16 protein-coding genes are annotated in these 16138 nt (G+C 44.9%); 14 read left to right on the forward strand and 2 right to left on the reverse strand.

The window, feature by feature from the left end; translation table 11 throughout:
* The first annotated feature begins 173 nt into the window (after positions 1-173).
* From KI659_RS08005 to KI659_RS08030, 6 genes are all read left to right on the forward strand, one after another.
* Positions 174-1004 carry a purine-nucleoside phosphorylase gene (locus tag KI659_RS08005; protein ID WP_213944825.1) on the forward strand — a complete coding sequence of 277 codons (831 nt, stop codon included), beginning with the start codon at positions 174-176 and terminating at the stop codon, positions 1002-1004.
* A gap of 1 nt (position 1005) precedes the next feature.
* On the forward strand, positions 1006-1824 hold the full coding sequence (locus KI659_RS08010) for a purine-nucleoside phosphorylase (RefSeq protein WP_317195942.1): 819 nt from the start codon (positions 1006-1008) through the stop codon (positions 1822-1824).
* A gap of 63 nt (positions 1825-1887) precedes the next feature.
* Complete coding sequence (locus KI659_RS08015) at positions 1888-2535, forward strand: SDR family oxidoreductase (protein ID WP_213944826.1); 648 nt, start codon at positions 1888-1890, stop codon at positions 2533-2535.
* An 82-nt stretch (positions 2536-2617) separates the two neighbouring features.
* Positions 2618-3352, forward strand: coding sequence for a class I SAM-dependent methyltransferase (locus KI659_RS08020; protein ID WP_213944827.1), 735 nt, complete (start codon positions 2618-2620; stop codon positions 3350-3352).
* Positions 3349-4332, forward strand: coding sequence for a polysaccharide deacetylase family protein (locus KI659_RS08025; RefSeq protein WP_213944828.1), 984 nt, complete (start codon positions 3349-3351; stop codon positions 4330-4332). The genes KI659_RS08020 and KI659_RS08025 overlap by 4 nt, the downstream gene beginning before the upstream one ends.
* Before the next feature lie 16 nt (positions 4333-4348).
* Positions 4349-5209: a glycosyltransferase family 2 protein gene (locus tag KI659_RS08030; RefSeq protein ID WP_213944829.1), complete on the forward strand. Its 861-nt coding sequence runs from the start codon at positions 4349-4351 to the stop codon at positions 5207-5209.
* A gap of 39 nt (positions 5210-5248) precedes the next feature.
* Here KI659_RS08030 and KI659_RS08035 read toward each other — a convergent pair whose 3' ends face one another.
* Positions 5249-6541: an amidohydrolase gene (locus tag KI659_RS08035; RefSeq protein ID WP_213944830.1), complete on the reverse strand. Its 1293-nt coding sequence runs from the start codon at positions 6539-6541 to the stop codon at positions 5249-5251.
* Positions 6542-6657: 116 nt separating this feature from the next.
* On the opposite strand from KI659_RS08035, the gene KI659_RS08040 reads away from it, so the two are divergent.
* The 8 genes from KI659_RS08040 to KI659_RS08075 all read left to right on the forward strand — a co-directional run bounded on the left by KI659_RS08040 (position 6658) and on the right by KI659_RS08075 (position 15401).
* Positions 6658-7683 carry a DUF481 domain-containing protein gene (locus tag KI659_RS08040; protein ID WP_213944831.1) on the forward strand — a complete coding sequence of 342 codons (1026 nt, stop codon included), beginning with the start codon at positions 6658-6660 and terminating at the stop codon, positions 7681-7683.
* An 8-nt stretch (positions 7684-7691) separates the two neighbouring features.
* Positions 7692-8393: an SDR family oxidoreductase gene (locus KI659_RS08045; RefSeq protein ID WP_213944832.1), complete on the forward strand. Its 702-nt coding sequence runs from the start codon at positions 7692-7694 to the stop codon at positions 8391-8393.
* An 81-nt stretch (positions 8394-8474) separates the two neighbouring features.
* Positions 8475-9392: a gliding motility-associated ABC transporter ATP-binding subunit GldA gene (gldA, locus tag KI659_RS08050; protein WP_213944833.1), complete on the forward strand. Its 918-nt coding sequence runs from the start codon at positions 8475-8477 to the stop codon at positions 9390-9392.
* Positions 9385-10107, forward strand: coding sequence for a gliding motility-associated ABC transporter permease subunit GldF (gene gldF / locus KI659_RS08055; RefSeq protein WP_213944834.1), 723 nt, complete (start codon positions 9385-9387; stop codon positions 10105-10107). Before gldA ends, gldF begins: the two co-directional genes overlap by 8 nt.
* On the forward strand, positions 10104-11780 hold the full coding sequence (gene gldG, locus KI659_RS08060) for a gliding motility-associated ABC transporter substrate-binding protein GldG (protein WP_213944835.1): 1677 nt from the start codon (positions 10104-10106) through the stop codon (positions 11778-11780). The genes gldF and gldG overlap by 4 nt, the downstream gene beginning before the upstream one ends.
* Before the next feature lie 121 nt (positions 11781-11901).
* Positions 11902-13026: a DNA polymerase III subunit beta gene (dnaN, locus tag KI659_RS08065; RefSeq protein ID WP_213944836.1), complete on the forward strand. Its 1125-nt coding sequence runs from the start codon at positions 11902-11904 to the stop codon at positions 13024-13026.
* A gap of 153 nt (positions 13027-13179) precedes the next feature.
* On the forward strand, positions 13180-13740 hold the full coding sequence (locus KI659_RS08070; protein WP_213944837.1) for a type 1 glutamine amidotransferase domain-containing protein: 561 nt from the start codon (positions 13180-13182) through the stop codon (positions 13738-13740).
* Positions 13741-14054: 314 nt separating this feature from the next.
* On the forward strand, positions 14055-15401 hold the full coding sequence (locus KI659_RS08075; protein WP_213944838.1) for a M23 family metallopeptidase: 1347 nt from the start codon (positions 14055-14057) through the stop codon (positions 15399-15401).
* On the opposite strand, the gene KI659_RS08080 is transcribed toward KI659_RS08075, so the two are convergent.
* Positions 15398-16132 carry a class I SAM-dependent methyltransferase gene (locus tag KI659_RS08080; RefSeq protein ID WP_213944839.1) on the reverse strand — a complete coding sequence of 245 codons (735 nt, stop codon included), beginning with the start codon at positions 16130-16132 and terminating at the stop codon, positions 15398-15400. The genes KI659_RS08075 and KI659_RS08080 overlap by 4 nt on opposite strands.
* Positions 16133-16138 lie beyond the last annotated feature (6 nt).

The following is a 16138-nucleotide window of genomic DNA, read 5'->3' on the forward strand; positions in this document are numbered from 1 at the left end:
GTGTCCTTCTATTTAAGCTTGGTGCAATTTTGTGACCCGTTGCTAATATTGGTTTAATTCGGCTGAATTAAATACACCAAAAGCTACCTTTAAGTTTCTGGGCCCTGAATTTAGGCAATGCACAAATGATTCCTGTGGATTTTCTATTAAATTTGGGCAAAAACCAAGTTATCATGAGCGAAATTGACTATTCCAGCCGCATTGAGCAGGCGGTGAGCCATATAAAAAACCACATTCAATTTAATCCTCAAGTAGGGGTGATCCTCGGGACAGGCTTGGGCCGATTGATTGACGATATCGAAATCGAAGGGGAACTGAACTATGCGGATATCCCTCATTTTCCTGTTTCTACTGTGGAAAGCCATTCGGGCAAACTGATTTTTGGCAAGATCAATGGAAAGTCCATTGTGGCCATGAAAGGGCGCTTTCATTACTATGAGGGTTATGACATGAAGGAAGTGACTTTCCCTGTTCGTGTCATGAAGCAACTTGGGGTTTCCTGTCTGATTGTCTCCAATGCTGCAGGCGGGTTGAACCCTTCTTATAAAATCGGGGAAGTCATGATTTTGAATGACCACATCGACCTCTTTCCTGAAAACCCGTTGAGAGGGAAAAACCTAGACCAGTTCGGCGTGAGGTTCCCCGATATGAGCGAGCCTTATTCTTTTGAGTTGATCGAAAAAGCCAAGAAGATTGCCCAGGTAGAAGGAGTAATGGCCCATGAGGGTGTATATGCTGGCGTGCAAGGTCCTAACTTGGAAACTAAGGCTGAATACAAATACCTGCGCACCATCGGCGCTGATGCCGTGGGGATGAGCACCATTCCCGAAGTGATTGTAGCTAGGCATATGGAATTGCCGACATTTGCGATTTCTGCCATCACAGATCTTTGCTCGCCGGGCAATATCAAGAAAGTAAGCATCGCCGAGGTACTTGCCGCAGCGGCCAAAGCTGAGCCGGGAATGGCGCTGATCATTAAAAAACTTATCGGACAACTTCCCTAAGATGGCTTTGATGAGAGAAAACTTTACCGAAACCTTGGATTTCCTCAGGTCCAAATTCCCCACATTACCTAAAGCCGGGATCATTCTTGGCTCGGGTTTGGGCAATTTCAGCAGCAGGATAGAAGGTCCGATTGAGATTCCCTATTCCGAAATCCCCAATTTTCCTCAATCCACCGTGGAGGGCCATTCTGGAACGTTGATATTTGGAACGCTCAAAAACATACCCGTGGTTGCCATGAGTGGGAGGTTTCACTTCTACGAAGGATATGAGATGGATAAGGTGACTTTTCCGGTCAGGGTGTTGAAGCTCTTAGGAATAGATTTTCTTGTAATCTCCAATGCTGCCGGAGGGCTGAATCCCAGTTTTCAGGTGGGTGACCTCATGATTATCCAGGATCATATTGATTTGTTCCCCTACAATCCACTTCGTGGAAAGAATGAAGATGACTTTGGTGTCAGATTTCCGGATATGAGTGAACCCTTCGATATGGCGCTTCGCAAAAAGGCTCTGGAGATTGCAGTCAAAAACAATATTTTGGCCCATTCAGGTGTATATGCAGGTGTGCAAGGACCTAAACTAGAGACAAGGGCAGAAATGAGGTATTTGAGGATCATCGGTGCCGATGCCGTGGGGATGAGTACGGTGCCAGAAGTGATCGTGGCCAGGCACATGGACTTGCCGGTGATAGCCGTAAGTGCCATCACCAACCTCTGCATACCCCAAGAAAAGCAACACTTTTCTCATGATGGTGTGGTGGATGCTGCCCAAAAGGCTGAGGCTTCCCTGAGCAAATTGGTCGAGGAGCTGCTTCAGAGCTGATTCCCTTCCATGGCATATTTCTTGACAATTTTAGGTTGTTTTTTAACCCTAAATTGACAGAATATGGAAAAGGTATTAATTATAGGAGCCAATGGGCATACGGGAAGAATCATAGCAACCAAATTAAAGGATGCTGCTTCGTATATCCCGGTAGCCATGATACGGGATGCGGGTCAGAAGGATTATTTTGAGGAAATGGGCGTACAAACCTGCTTGGGAGATCTAGAGGAAGAATTTGAAAGCTGCTATAAAACTGTGGATAAGGTCATCTTTGTCGCGGGGTCGGGATCTTCCACAGGCAAGGATAAAACCGAGTCGATTGATAAAGATGGCGCCCAGAAAAGTGTAGACTTAGCCAAAAAGCACGGGATTAAAAAGTATGTAATGCTCAGCTCTATGGGGGCTGAAGACCCGGATCCGGATTCCGGAATGCACCATTACCTTTCGGCAAAAAATCTTGCCGACGAGCATCTGAAAAAAAGCGGAGTGCCCTATGCCATCGTACGACCTGGCGCACTGACCCACAAAAACGGGACAGGTAAGATCAAAGCAGCTTTTCAATTGGAGGAGCAGGGAGAAATCCCACGGGAGGATGTGGCATCAGTGATGATTCACTGCTTGGATAGGGACTATGGTACAGGGTTGACTTTTGAGATACTCTCTGGCGATCAGGATATTCCGACAGCTATTGAAGGATTGAGGCAGGTTTGAAAACCTGCTTTTTTTTTATGGGTTTAGGTTGCTTTGTATTTGAAAAAAAGATTAAATTTAGTAACATTTAAACTTTTTTAATATGAAAATACTTTTTCAGGATTCCATCAAATCCTCCCTTAAGCGCAATCTTATTAATTTCGGTTTTCATTATGATTTTAAGCCTACTGTAGGGCAGATGAAATTCGGAGATTTCAAAAGATTAACTCCCATTAGCGATGTATTTGGTTATGATAGGGGAGGCCCTATTGACCGCTATTATATCGAGAATTTTTTAACAAACAACGCTGAATGCATTCAAGGGCGTTGTCTCGAAATTGGAGACAATGAATATACCATGCGGTTTGGCGGAGACAAGGTGCTGCGCAGTGATATCCTGCATGTTCATGAGCGGAATCCACAAGCGACAATCATTGGTGATATCTCGGATTTGCCGCAGGTGGAGGATGACAGTTTTGATTGTATTATTTTGACACAGACTCTTCACCTGATTTACGATTTCAAAAAAGCATTGCAAAGCACTATTCGGATATTAAAGCCAGGAGGATTCCTTTTGCTAACTGTACCCGGTATTACTCCAATTGCAAAAGATGAATGGGGGGAAAGCTGGTACTGGTCATTTACCTCCCGAGCGATGCAGAAGATCATGGAGGCAGTGTGTCCCCAAGGAAAAACTGAGGTTGAGAATTTTGGAAATGTGTTTTCGGCTTCCAGTTTTTTATATGGTTTGGGGTGGCAGGAACTTACGCATGAGCAGCTGGATTACCAGGACCCAGATTTTCAGGTGGTGGTGACCGTAAAGGTTCAGAAATTATGAGGAAGTTTATCAATAACCTACTTAAACCCTCCACAGCTATAGTATTGATGTACCATAAGATCGGCTCACCCAAGACCGACCCCTGGCTTCTTGCTGTTTCCGAGGAGAATTTTGATCAGCAAATGGCCTGGTTGTCCAACAATCTTCGGGTTGTTGCCCTTGGCCAGCTTATAGGGGAATTAAAGGCTGGAAAAATCATCCAAAACTCCGTAGCCGTTACTTTTGACGATGGGTATGAAGATAACTATATATTGGCCAAACCAATCTTGGAGAAGTACGGGATTCCAGCAACTTTTTTTATTACGGATAGAAACCTTGAGGATGGGAAAAGCTTTTGGTGGGATGATTTGGAAGAAATAGCCTTGCATTCCGGCCAGCTCCCCGCTTCCATACATGCCAATGGGTCGGAAATAGACCTTGGTGATGAAATGACAATTGCTGCCAACCATTGGGATGGAAATGCAAGGTTTTACGCCATGGAGCCGATTAACAAAAGATCAGAACTTTATTACATGCTATGGCAGGAATTTGGTCCCTTGAAATGGAGGGAGCAGGACATCCGACTCGCAGAGGTTAAAGCGTGGGCAAACAGAAACTCTTATGATGTAGACAAATGCATGAGTAAAGAGCAGCTGAAGGATTTGTCCAGTAATGAGCTTTTCACGATTGGGGCTCATACCCATTCACATCCCGCTCTTGAGGCCCATTCTATCGAGACTCAGTTTTTTGAAATCAAGCAAAACCTGGATTATCTATACAAACTGACTGGTTCCATCCCAGAATTTATAGCCTACCCATCAGGAAGTTACAACGAAAATACCCTTGAGGTAGTAGATAGACTTGGGCTGGAGGCTGGACTTACGACGGTTCCCGTGCCAATTTCCAAAAAGACTAAGCCTTTTGAAATGGGCAGGTTTCAGGTTATGGACTGGGGAAGGGAGGATTTTTCTTACAAATGTACCCAGTGGTTGGGTCAGTAATCAAAAAGGAAGCTTTATGAGACCATTGGTATCTGTTGTAATCTGCTTCTTTAATGAGGAGAGATATTTGGGCGAAGCAATCCAAAGTGTTTTGAATCAATCTTATCCCAACCTTGAAATTATTCTAGTTGATGATGGCTCCACCGATGCAAGTCGCGGGATTGTGGAAAACTTTATGTTAGCCCACAAAAAAAAGATCAGGTTGGTGGAACACGCCAACGGTGAAAATAGAGGGTTGAGCGCCAGTAGAAACCGTGGGATTCATTTTGCCAGAGGGGAGTATGTTGCTTTTTTAGATGCAGATGATGTGTACCTTCCGAACTATGTCAGTACTCAGGTTGAAAAGATGCTGAACCATAAAGTATCCTATATATGTGAGGCCACATTGTATTGGGAGGGGAATGATAATGACCAAATTGTATACGTGGGAGCTCCAAGTGAGCAGGTTTATAATCCACAAGAATTGAATCAAATCCTATATCCCCTCAAAACCCATGCAGCTCCTTGTATGTGTGCCGTAATGGTGAAAAGGGAGTCTATATTAAGAAATGATGGTTTTGAGGAGTCCTTTACTGGAATGTATGAGGATCAAGTGTTTTTAAGCAAGTTATATTACAATGAGGTGGGATACATTTCCTCATCATGCAATAATTTTTACAGGCAGAGGAAAGATTCCATGATGTCCACAGTAGCGGATAGGGCTAAATATATAGACATCAGGAGGAAGTTTTTATATTGGTTTAAATCCTATTTAAAGGAAAAGAGAAATGAAAACAGAATCATTTCTACCCTTTTGAGAAAAGCAATCTTGTCCATAGATTATCCCCGCTTGTATTCGGCCTACAACAAGCTACAAGTGAAATTCAAATTGGCTTAACAAAAAAGGCTATCCCAATTTCTGGGATAGCCTTTTCGCTTAATTCTGCTCCATAAAATCCAAAGTCAAATACGCCAAGGTCCTCATGCCGAGCACAAAACCTCCTTCATCCAGGTAGAGGTCAGGCGTGTGGTGGGAGGCCACCTCGGTAGGGTCAGCGCCTTTGGGCATTCCGCCGAGAAAGAAAAACAGCCCCGGGGCCTCTCTTTGGTAATAGCTGAAATCTTCCGCTCCTGTGATGGGATCTGAATAGATCACATTTTCTTCACCTGCCACTTCTTTTAGGGTGGCTTCCATTCTAGAGGTCAGGTCAGGGTCATTTACCGTGGATGGATAGATTTTTTCAATGGTTACTTCTGCTTTTGCCCCTGCGCTTTCGGCGATCTTTTCGGCAATTTCTGCAATGCGCTTGTGCACCAATTCCTGCTGGTCGTCTCCAAAGGTTCTAACCGTTCCGATCATCTCCACTTCCTCAGGGATGATATTCTGGCGGACCCCGCCCTTGATCGCCCCTATGGTGACCACAGCTGGGCTTTCGGTGATGTTGACGTTTCGGCTTAGAATGGTCTGGAGGCCCGTCACGATCTGGGCTGAAGTCACGATGGGGTCAACGGACGCCCAAGGTGCTGCCCCATGGGCTTGGCGTCCTTTGACCCGTATTTTTAAATTATCAACTGCGGCCATAGCAGGTCCTGAACGATAGCGAATCTTGCCAACCTCAGTCTGGGAATTGATATGTAGACCAAAAATGGCATCCACGCCTTCCATTACACCTTCTTCCACCATCTGCTTGGCTCCCCAGGTTTCCACGTCGGGTGAAAAAACGCCTTCCTCTGCAGGCTGGAAGATGAACTTGACGGTTCCTTTCAGCTCATCCTTCATTTCAGCGAAAACCTTAGCCACACCCATCAGCATGGCCACGTGGGTGTCGTGCCCACAGGCATGCATCACGCCGGTTTCCTGTCCGTTATATTCTGTTCTTACGGTAGACTTGAAGGGGACATCTGTCCGTTCCGTCACTGGTAGAGCATCCATGTCAGCTCTCAAGGCTACGGTGGGGCCAGGTTTCCCGCCTTTTAAAATGCCAACCACTCCGGTCACGGCCACCTCCTCCTGAACTTCCATTCCCAGAGACCTCAGGTGGTCGGCCACAATTTTGGCCGTACGGGTTTCTTGGTTGCCTAACTCAGGGTGTTGGTGAAAATCGCGTCTCCATTCGATTACCTGGTCCTCAATCGAACTTGTTTTTTCATCCACCATGGACTTTAAATCACTCTGCCCCAAGGCTAAGTGGGACACCATATAGAGTAAAATTGGTACTGCTTTCTTCATGTTTTTGATAGTTGTGTGATGGTCAATTTTTTAAAAATACAAAATTTCCATTTCTTATACATCTCAAATTTATGAATGGAATAAAGATTGCATGAATTGACCAAACATCATTCTTAATGAGGTATTTCTTTTTGCTGATCTTTTTCATTTTTACAAGCAGCATTACTGGCTTAGCCCAAGAAAAAGACACCCTATACATAAAGAACCAATCACCCCTTGTCGGCAAATTGGAGCGGATTCAATTTGGCGTGGTGCGCTTCAATGCCGACAATGTGGGTAGGGTGGAAGTGGATATTACGAATATCAAGACCTTCCGGACTTATGGATTCGGCTACCGGGTGCAGACGGCCAACAGGGAATTTTACATCGGGATCTTCAAAACTCATGAGGAGGAGGGCCGGGTCCGGATTCTGACGGGCTATGATGAAATTGATATAGCCATTCGAAATCTAAATGAGGTAAACCTGCTGAGAGAAAACTTTTTGGAAAGAGTGCAGGGAAGGGCAACTGCAGGGTATACCTTTTCCCGATCCAGTAACATTGGGCTTTGGAACGGTTCGCTCGAACTCGGATATGATACCGAAAGGCTCGACATTGACCTTACGGGTTCCATTATCGTCAGCCAAGAAGAAGGGGGATTCAGCCGGGATAGGGAAAATGTCCTGCTGATTGCTAATTATTATCTCAGCCCGAGTTGGCATGCCTGGGGGCTTGGGAATTATCAGCGGAATTTACAGCTGGGCATACTGAGGCGTTTGCAGCAGGGGGCAGGTTTGGGTATCTTTGCCATACAGGATAAGCGAACTATCAGCAGGTTGGCCAGTGGGCTTGTGATTAATCAGGAGGTCAATATTCAAAGGCAGGTCAATTCCCCACTCTATGAGGTGCCGGTGATTTTAGAATTCACCTTTTTCCGCCTTAGAAAACCCCAGCTGAACTTCAGAACGACCCAAAGTCTTTTTGTCAGCCTAACCCAGCAGGGCAGGATCAGAAACGATGGGGATACCCGCTTGTCCTGGACGGTAATCAATAACTTTGAAATAAACTTGAACTTTTATAACAACTTTGACAACCAGCCCCCTTCAGAATTAGGTTCTACTTTTGACTACGGATTGGTGTTCGGTGTTGGATACAGATTTTAACAAACCATATGGAAATTGAAGGAAAATTAGCCATCGTGACGGGAGTCAGCAAGGGCATTGGTTACCAGGTGGTGACCCAACTTTTGGAAAAAGGTGTAAAAGTGGCCGGTTGGGGCAGGAGCCATCCCGACCTTTACCACGACAACTTTACCTTCTTCCCTTGCGATGTGTCCCGCGAAAGTTCTGTTGAGGAAGCCTATAAGTCTACCAAGGAAAAATATGGTAAAGAGATCCATATCCTGATCAACAACGCCGGGTATGGACAAGCTTCTCCGATTGATGAAATGAAATCAGAGGATTGGGAGAAAATGTTCCAGACCAATGTCCACGGGATATATTATGCCACCAAGAGAATAGTGCCCCATATGAAAAAAATGGAAGAGGGCCATGTTGTAAACATTTCCTCCATTGCCGGGCTGAATGGGCTGGCTAATTTTTCCGCCTATTGTGCTACCAAACATGCTGTGAGGGGTATTTCCCATTCACTTTATATGGAATTGAGGGATTTTGGGATCAAAGTCAGCACAATTTATCCAGGTTCTACCCAGACGCAGTTTTTTGATGATATCGATGGAATGGAATCGAGTGAAAACATGATGCGACCGGAAGATGTGGCCACCACCATTGTGCAAATGCTGGAAACCCACCCCAATTTCTTCATCGCCGACGTAGAGTGCCGCCCACTCCAGCCAAAAGGCAAGAAGAAGTAGGATTGAGGTTTCTTCGGTCTTCGGTCTCTCATTTGGGTATGTAAAGCATTCCCTGTATTTTTACGCACTAACCGCTGAACTATGTCTTTGGAAGTAATCAACCTTTCTAAAACTTACGGGGAGCAGAAGGTGCTCAACAAAATTTCCTTTGAAGCCAAGGCCGGACAGGTTCTGGGCTTTTTGGGGCCAAATGGTGCTGGAAAGTCTACGACCATGAAAATCGCCACCGGATACGTGCTTCCCGATGAGGGAGAAGTTAGGGTGAACGGGGTTTCAGTTTTGTCCGATCCCAAGGAAGTCAGCAGAATGATAGGTTATCTGCCTGAGCATAATCCTCTTTATCTGGATATGTATGTTAAGGAATTTCTTGCCTTTATAGCAGGACTATATTCCATGGGGAAAAGCCATCATGAAAGCAGGGCCAAAACAGTAATTGAACAGTGCGGCCTAGGCCCGGAGCAGCATAAAAAGATCGGGCAGCTTTCCAAAGGCTACCGCCAAAGGGTAGGGCTGGCCAAAGCGTTGATCCACGATCCTTCTGTGATTATCTTGGATGAGCCCACCACCGGGCTTGACCCCAATCAATTGGTAGATATCAGGAAGCTGATCAAAGACATCAGTAGGAATAAAACGCTTATCCTCAGTACCCACATCATGCAAGAGGTGGAGGCCATTTGTGAAAAGGTGGTCATCATTAATAAAGGGCAAATTGTCGCCCAAGACCTTTTGGCCAACCTCAAATCCGAAGCGGGTAAAAGCTCAATCTTGCTCCAGATAGAAGAAACCATGGATCTGGAGCTGTTTAAAAACCTGCCTTTGGTGAATAGCCATAAGCTGGTTGACCAACATACGGCACTTTTTTATACTTCCGATCCAAAGCTTTTGAGAAAACAGCTCCTGCAGTTTGTCCAAGACAAAGACCTTACCTTGGTGCGGATACAGCAAGAAGAAAAAAACCTAGAATCCATTTTCCATCAGTTGACCAATCAGAATGGGTAGTTTATTAAAGAAAGAGATCAACAGCTTTTTCAACCAACTCACAGGATATTTAATTGTCATCATTTTCCTCATTTCTATAGGTCTAATAGTGTGGGTTTTTCCGGATACCTCAGTTTTGGAGTACGGTTATGCAGATTTGGACCCGCTTTTTACCTATACTCCCTTTGTGTTTGTGTTTTTGGTGCCGGCTATCACCATGAAAATGATCGCCGAGGAAAAGAAAACCGGGACATGGGAATTGCTCATGACCTCCCCCATTAATCCTTTTCAGATCGTATTAGCCAAGTACCTAGCCGCTGTGCTTTTGGTTTTGATAGCCGTTTTGCCCACCCTGATTTACCATTTTAGCATTTCCCAATTGGGGAGCCCGGTGGGGAATATAGATAGTGCAGGTTTTTTTGGGTCGTTCATAGGACTGGTTTTCATAGGTGCTGTCTTTTCCGCCATTGGGATTTTCAGTTCTGCTCTTACAGATAACCAGATCGTTGCATTTGTGATCGGGGTATTCCTAAGCTTTTTCCTTTATTTTGGTCTCACAGCCGTCACCGACCTGATGGCCTTGAGCCAATTTAGCCTTTGGCTGGAAAATGTGAGTCTGAGCTATCATTATCGCAGCCTAAGCAGAGGGGTGATCGTATCATCCAACCTGCTGTACTTTTTTGCCTTGATCACGGTATTATTGGGTGCCACAGCTTTAATCATCCGCAGAAAATGAGAAACACCAACAAGAGCATATTGAAGTCTATCGGAATTCTTGCGGGATTGCTGGTGCTGTTTTTTATTTTGGAAAGTCTATTTCCATTTAGGATTGACCTGACTGAAGATAAAGAGTATTCCCTGCATCCCGCAACAAAGGAAACACTAAAAGAGCTCGACGAGCCGCTTGAAGTGGAAATTGTCCTTACCGGCAAACTACCCGGTGGTATGCGCCGACTTCAACTGGCAATCGAGGAGACGATAAGGACATTCAATGCCTACAGTTCTCATAGAATCACTTATCATTACCAGGACCCGCTAGAAATTGAAGGAGAAGAGCAGCGTGATTTTATCTATTCACTTTCCGAATATGGAATTAGCCCAACAAATCTTCATGCTACGGTAGACGGGGGGCAGTCTTCCAGACTTATATTTCCCGGTGTGGTGATTCGTGACAGTGAGTTTGAGACCGGAGTGCTGCTCCTAAGAGGAGAAAGAGGGATGGGCCCGGAGGAAATCCTCAACCTTTCGATTGAAAATCTGGAATATGAGCTTATCAATGGGATAAAAAAACTGATTACCAAACAGCAGTATGCAGTAGGTATGGTGATGGACCATGGGGAGCTGGATGATGATGACGGTTTTGGGATGGTGGAAGCCTTGGTGGAAGATTATGAGGTATATAAGGTGCCTTTGGCAGACGCCACCTCTGTGGAAGATATCCTGGGATTCGATGTAATGCTGGTGGCCGGTCCAAAGCAGGCGTATTCGGAAAGAAGCAAGTATCTGCTGGATCAGTACTTAATGAGAGGTGGGAACATTATATTCCTGCTGGATCAGATGCAGGTGGATCTGACCGAAGCCGGAGGTGGTGGCACCACGGCTTTGCCGATGGAAAGCAATTTGGATGACCTGCTCTTCCGCTATGGAGTGCGCGTCAATCGGGATTTGATCCAGGATCTCAGCTTCGGCTATCATCCTGTAATGACCGGGCAGTTTGGGGATCAGCCGCAGATAACGCCTTTGCCATGGCCATTTTATGTAGTGGCGGGGAGAATGGAAAACCACCCCATCACCAAAGGATTGGATCAGGTTCAATTCCAGTTTATCAGCTCCATTGATACGGTAAAGGCTGAGGGGGTGACCAAAACTCCCCTGATTTTCTCAAGTGACAATAGCAGAGTGATGGCCTTCCCGGTTAGGGTGGCTTTTGAGGATATGGCTCAGGAGCCGGAGGTGGAGAGGTTTAACGAAAGGCATTTGCCTCTTGCATATCTTTTAGAAGGCAATTTCACTTCTTTTTACAAAAATAGGTTTCTCCCTGATGGGGCCAATAAGGAAGAGTTTATCGAGGAAGGCAGCCAAGGAAAAGTGGTGGTGATCGGGGATAGCCAGGTGTTTAAAAGCGACTTTGATCTCAATTCCAGAGAGCCTGTACCTTTGGGAATGGATCCTTTTACGGGCAGTGAGTATGCTAACCGATTGTTTCTTCAAAACATGGTCAGCTACCTCATCGAGCCCGACGGCATCATTGCCACTCGGACCAAACAGTTCCAGATTAGACCTTTGAATAAGGTAAAAATCCGCAATCAGAAAACTTTCTGGCAAGTGATGAATATTGGAGGTCCCGTGTTGTTGATCTGTTTGATTGGCTTGGTAAAAGTCTACCTGCGAAAAAAGCAGTATGGTTAACCCCAAAAAAATGAAGATTATTCGAAATATTTTGCCATAAATCTCCCAGCAAGGGGAGCTTTTATAATTTTATTTCTAAATTTACCCTGTTATAACTACAATAGAAAAATTAGTCGACCGTATGAAATTCATTGTTTCCTCTTCTGCACTTTTAAAGCAGCTTTCTGCTATCAATGGGGTAGTGACCACAAACCCGGTGGTGCCTATTCTTGAAAATTTTCTTTTTGAAATTAAAGAGGGTAAACTGACCATTACCGCCTCTGATCTTCAGACTTCGATGATGACTGAAATTGATGTGGAGGCAAAGGAAGATGGCAACATCGCCGTTCCTGCCAAAATTCTTATCGAAACCTTGAAAAACCTTCCGGAGCAGCCGGTGACATTCAGCATCGATAGTGAAACCTACAGCATTGAAATCAGCTCGGATAACGGTCGTTATAAACTGGCTGGTGAGAACGCTACCGACTTCCCAAAAATCCCTTCAGTAACCAATGCCACTACTGTGGATATGTCCACTGAGGTCCTTAGCAGTGCCATCAACAACACCATCTTTGCAACCAGCAACGACGAGTTGAGACCGGCGATGACTGGGGTGTATGTGAATCTAAGCAGTACCAATGCGACATTTGTGGCAACCGACGGCCACAGATTGATCAGATATAGAAGAGTGGATGTGGCTTCTCCTGATGCGGCAAGCATCATTATCCCTAGAAAAGCCCTAAACTTGCTTAAATCAACCTTGCCTTCTGAAAATGTGCCGGTGTCAGTTGAATTCAACAGCAGCAATGCTTACTTCAACTTCAACAACATCAGGATGATCTGTAGGTTGATTGATGAGCGTTTCCCTGATTACGAAAACGTAATTCCAGTGGACAACAACAACGATATGACCATCGATAGAGTAGAATTTATGAGCTCTATGAAGCGTATCGCCATCTATGCAAATAAAACTACCCACCAGGTAAGATTGAAATTGGTAGGAAGCGAGCTTCAAATATCTGCTGAGGATCTTGACTTCTCTAACGAAGCCAATGAGCGCCTATCTTGTGAGCATGAAGGAGAAGATATCGAAATCGGCTTCAACGCCAAGTTTTTGATCGAGATGTTGAATAACATTTCTGCCAAAGAAGTAACCTTGAAGTTCTCCGCTCCTAACAGAGCTGGTCTAATTGTTCCTTCTGATAAGGGAGAGAACGAAGATATCTTGATGTTGGTGATGCCTGTTATGTTGAATAACTACGTATAAGAAGTAGACATTAAAATTTATAATGAAAACGCCTCAATATTTAGTATTGGGGCGTTTTTTTTGTGGCCTAAAAATTATTCGATTGTACAAACAATGCAGGGTTACGCCTGTTTAGGAATAAACAGATAATTAAACCACAAAACCTAAAACACCATGTCTAATTTACAAGGTAAGAAAGTAGCTATATTAACCGAGACCGGATTTGAGGAGAGCGAATTGCTGAGCCCAAAGGAAGCCTTGGAGAAAGAGGGTGCCACTGTGCATGTAATATCCCCAGCCAAGGAAATCAAAGGCTGGAAAGATGGCAACTGGAGCAAAGAGGTGAAAATCGACTTGGCTCTAGATAACGCCAATGCTAACGACTACCATGCGCTGGTAGTGCCGGGTGGGGTGATCAACCCTGACAAACTAAGAATGAATGAAAAGGCAGTGAGCTTTATGAAAGCCTTTTTTGAAAAAGGCAAGCCGGTAGCAGCCATCTGTCATGGGCCACAGGCCTTGATCGAGACTGGTGCACTGGAAGGAAGAGAGATGACTTCCTGGCCATCAATCAAAACAGATCTCAAAAACGCCGGTGTCAACTGGGTGGATGAAGAGTGTGTATGCGATTCAGGCCTCGTGACCTCCAGAAAGCCAGATGATCTTCCAGCATTCAACAAGAAGCTGATTGAGGAAATAAAAGAGGGTGTTCACGAAGACCAGAAGACTGTCTAGCATAATTTTGCCATCTTAATTAAAGGGCTGTTTCATTTAATGAAGCAGCCCTTTTGAATTATAGCAGTATAAGATCATTCTGTATAGGAATTGGATTCCTCTTGGTAATTCGATAATACTTATACCAGTATTAAACCAGTGTAAAAACAATCTTGTAATGGTTTAATATAGGTTTAAAATATGTTGATATCAGGTTGATAACTGGTTTAATATTTGGTTAAAAGTAGAGGTTTGTTTGGTTTAGTTTTATTTTAATATGTCGAAGGTTTGGGTTTACGCAGAAGTTTTCGCCCAGCTTTGCTGGATGGGTCAAAATGAACCAAAACGGCATCTTCCTGTTTTTTATTACGATGAAGAAATATGTGTCTTTAATAGCAATTACTCTTTTGATGGCCTGTAATGGCACAAGGGTAGACAGGTTTTTGGGTGAGAGAAGCCCGTATGAGAAATATAAAAACGGACTGGAAACCTCTTCCTTGGAGCATAGCGCCATGGTCAGGGATTGGGTGAGGATAGGGGAGAAGGTGCTTTCTGACAGCCTTAGCATTAACCTGCCCTATCAAGAGGTGGGGTATTTTGATCCTAAGGAAGCATCTGCCATGTTGCTTCGATATGAAGTGAAAGAGGGGCAGCGGATCAATGTGAAAGTGGAGCCCGTATCCCAAGTGGATTCCCAATATTTTGTGGATGTATTTGAAGTGGGCGCCGATGGGCAGCTTGCTCGGAGACACTATGCGGAAGAGGAGCTGAGTATATCTTATGAGGTTAAAAAAGATGGCCTCCATGCCGTGCGGGTGCAGCCAGAGCTTTTTAGAGGGGGAGTGTTCTCACTTCAAGTGAGCAACGAGGCGACATTGGCTTTTCCAATTCCGGAAAAAACTAGTAGAAACATAGCCAGCTTTTATGGAGATGGCCGTGATGCAGGCGCCAGAAAACATGAAGGCGTAGACATTTTTGCACCAAGAGGCACACCAGTGGTGGCCGTAAGGGATGGTAGAGTCAGACGAGTAGGAAACAATCGATTGGGTGGAAAAGTGGTAAACTTAAGTGGGCCTGGCTATTCCTATTATTATGCCCATTTGGACAGCCAATTGGTGGACGTGGGCCAAGCTGTGCAACTGGGGGATACTCTTGGTTTGGTAGGCAATACGGGTAATGCCATCACCACGGCGCCACATTTGCATTTTGGGATTTACCGAGCGGGAAGAGGAGCTGTTGATCCTTTTCATTTCCTGCACTCTCCCGATGAGCTGGCTGAAATGGAATTGCAGGATACTACCATGATCGGAAATTTCCATAGAGTGGCCAATGCAAGAATTAACCTTCGAAGCCTTCCATCAACCTCTGGGGATATAGTGCGGGAGCTTAGCCAACATGAGGTGCTGAGAGTGGAGGCACAAACCAAGGACTGGTATAGAGTGACCTTGCCGAATCAGGAAAAAGCCTATGTTTTTGCTTCACTTGTCGAACCAGTTGAAAATCCTCTGGAAACGGTAACCCTCAGCCAATCGGATTTGCTGAGGGAAGATAAAGAAGGGGCGGCTTATTTTGAAAACACTTTGGAGTCAGGTGAAGCGGAAAGGTTGGGCCATTTCGAAAACGAGCAACTTCTCCGGACAGCTTCAGGTAGACTGCTTTGGAAGGCACCCGTGGAGGATTAGACCTTTCCTATCCTAGCTAAGATAGGAAAGGAAACCTTAACTTCTTTTCTTTCACCAAATGCTTTTTTCAGTTCCTCAGTGACTTGTGGCATTATGTCTAACCCAGTTTGGTTTTTATAATTTTTGACGGCTGACCAAGTTTGGAGGTACCCGGTCAGCTGCTCTAGATTCCAAGAATAGGCTATGGTGTGGTTGGAAAAGTCCACTTCCTTGAAAGGAAACGGAATGGTCTGGTAATTTTCATCGATCCATTTCCGCTCAGGGTCCCAATAATTGCCCAAAATGTCAGAATAGAAATATCCAATTATCAACTCAACACTTGGCTCGCTTTGAATCAACCCGTATCCCAAGATCGCCAAAAGCCCATTTGGCTTCAGGAGCCTTCTTACCTCAGCATAGAAGCTATTGAAATCGAACCAGTGGACCGCTTGTCCGACCGTGATCAAATCAAAGGAATGGTCTACAAAACTGCTTTCCTCGGCAGGCTGAATGGAGTATTCAAGGTTTGATGCCTGGTACGCATTCTTGATTTGTTGCTCGCTGATGTCGGTTGCTTTGACCTGGCTGAATTTTCTCGCCAAATGCCGGGCAACTTGCCCATTGCCTGTGGCTACATCCAGAGCGGCATCGAAAGACACACATAGCCCAAAGAGCTCCTTAAACACGCTTTCGGGATAATGTGGTCGAAAATTAGCATAACCGGCGGAATCATGTGAAAACCTGTCTTTCATAGTAGG

Source organism: Litoribacter ruber (assembly GCF_018449405.1).
Taxonomy (GTDB): domain Bacteria; phylum Bacteroidota; class Bacteroidia; order Cytophagales; family Cyclobacteriaceae; genus Litoribacter; species Litoribacter ruber.

What these genes read in the sequence shown, in the direction of transcription:
- KI659_RS08005 (WP_213944825.1), top strand. Translation starts at nt 174, where the DNA reads ATGAGCGAAATTGACTATTCCAGCCGCATTGAGCAGGCGGTGAGCCAT.
- KI659_RS08010 (WP_317195942.1), top strand. Translation starts at nt 1,006, where the DNA reads ATGGCTTTGATGAGAGAAAACTTTACCGAAACCTTGGATTTCCTCAGG.
- KI659_RS08015 (WP_213944826.1), top strand. Translation starts at nt 1,888, where the DNA reads ATGGAAAAGGTATTAATTATAGGAGCCAATGGGCATACGGGAAGAATC.
- KI659_RS08020 (WP_213944827.1), top strand. Translation starts at nt 2,618, where the DNA reads ATGAAAATACTTTTTCAGGATTCCATCAAATCCTCCCTTAAGCGCAAT.
- KI659_RS08025 (WP_213944828.1), top strand. Translation starts at nt 3,349, where the DNA reads ATGAGGAAGTTTATCAATAACCTACTTAAACCCTCCACAGCTATAGTA.
- KI659_RS08030 (WP_213944829.1), top strand. Translation starts at nt 4,349, where the DNA reads ATGAGACCATTGGTATCTGTTGTAATCTGCTTCTTTAATGAGGAGAGA.
- KI659_RS08035 (WP_213944830.1), bottom strand. Translation starts at nt 6,541, where the DNA reads ATGAAGAAAGCAGTACCAATTTTACTCTATATGGTGTCCCACTTAGCC.
- KI659_RS08040 (WP_213944831.1), top strand. Translation starts at nt 6,658, where the DNA reads ATGAGGTATTTCTTTTTGCTGATCTTTTTCATTTTTACAAGCAGCATT.
- KI659_RS08045 (WP_213944832.1), top strand. Translation starts at nt 7,692, where the DNA reads ATGGAAATTGAAGGAAAATTAGCCATCGTGACGGGAGTCAGCAAGGGC.
- gldA (WP_213944833.1), top strand. Translation starts at nt 8,475, where the DNA reads ATGTCTTTGGAAGTAATCAACCTTTCTAAAACTTACGGGGAGCAGAAG.
- gldF (WP_213944834.1), top strand. Translation starts at nt 9,385, where the DNA reads ATGGGTAGTTTATTAAAGAAAGAGATCAACAGCTTTTTCAACCAACTC.
- gldG (WP_213944835.1), top strand. Translation starts at nt 10,104, where the DNA reads ATGAGAAACACCAACAAGAGCATATTGAAGTCTATCGGAATTCTTGCG.
- dnaN (WP_213944836.1), top strand. Translation starts at nt 11,902, where the DNA reads ATGAAATTCATTGTTTCCTCTTCTGCACTTTTAAAGCAGCTTTCTGCT.
- KI659_RS08070 (WP_213944837.1), top strand. Translation starts at nt 13,180, where the DNA reads ATGTCTAATTTACAAGGTAAGAAAGTAGCTATATTAACCGAGACCGGA.
- KI659_RS08075 (WP_213944838.1), top strand. Translation starts at nt 14,055, where the DNA reads ATGAACCAAAACGGCATCTTCCTGTTTTTTATTACGATGAAGAAATAT.
- KI659_RS08080 (WP_213944839.1), bottom strand. Translation starts at nt 16,132, where the DNA reads ATGAAAGACAGGTTTTCACATGATTCCGCCGGTTATGCTAATTTTCGA.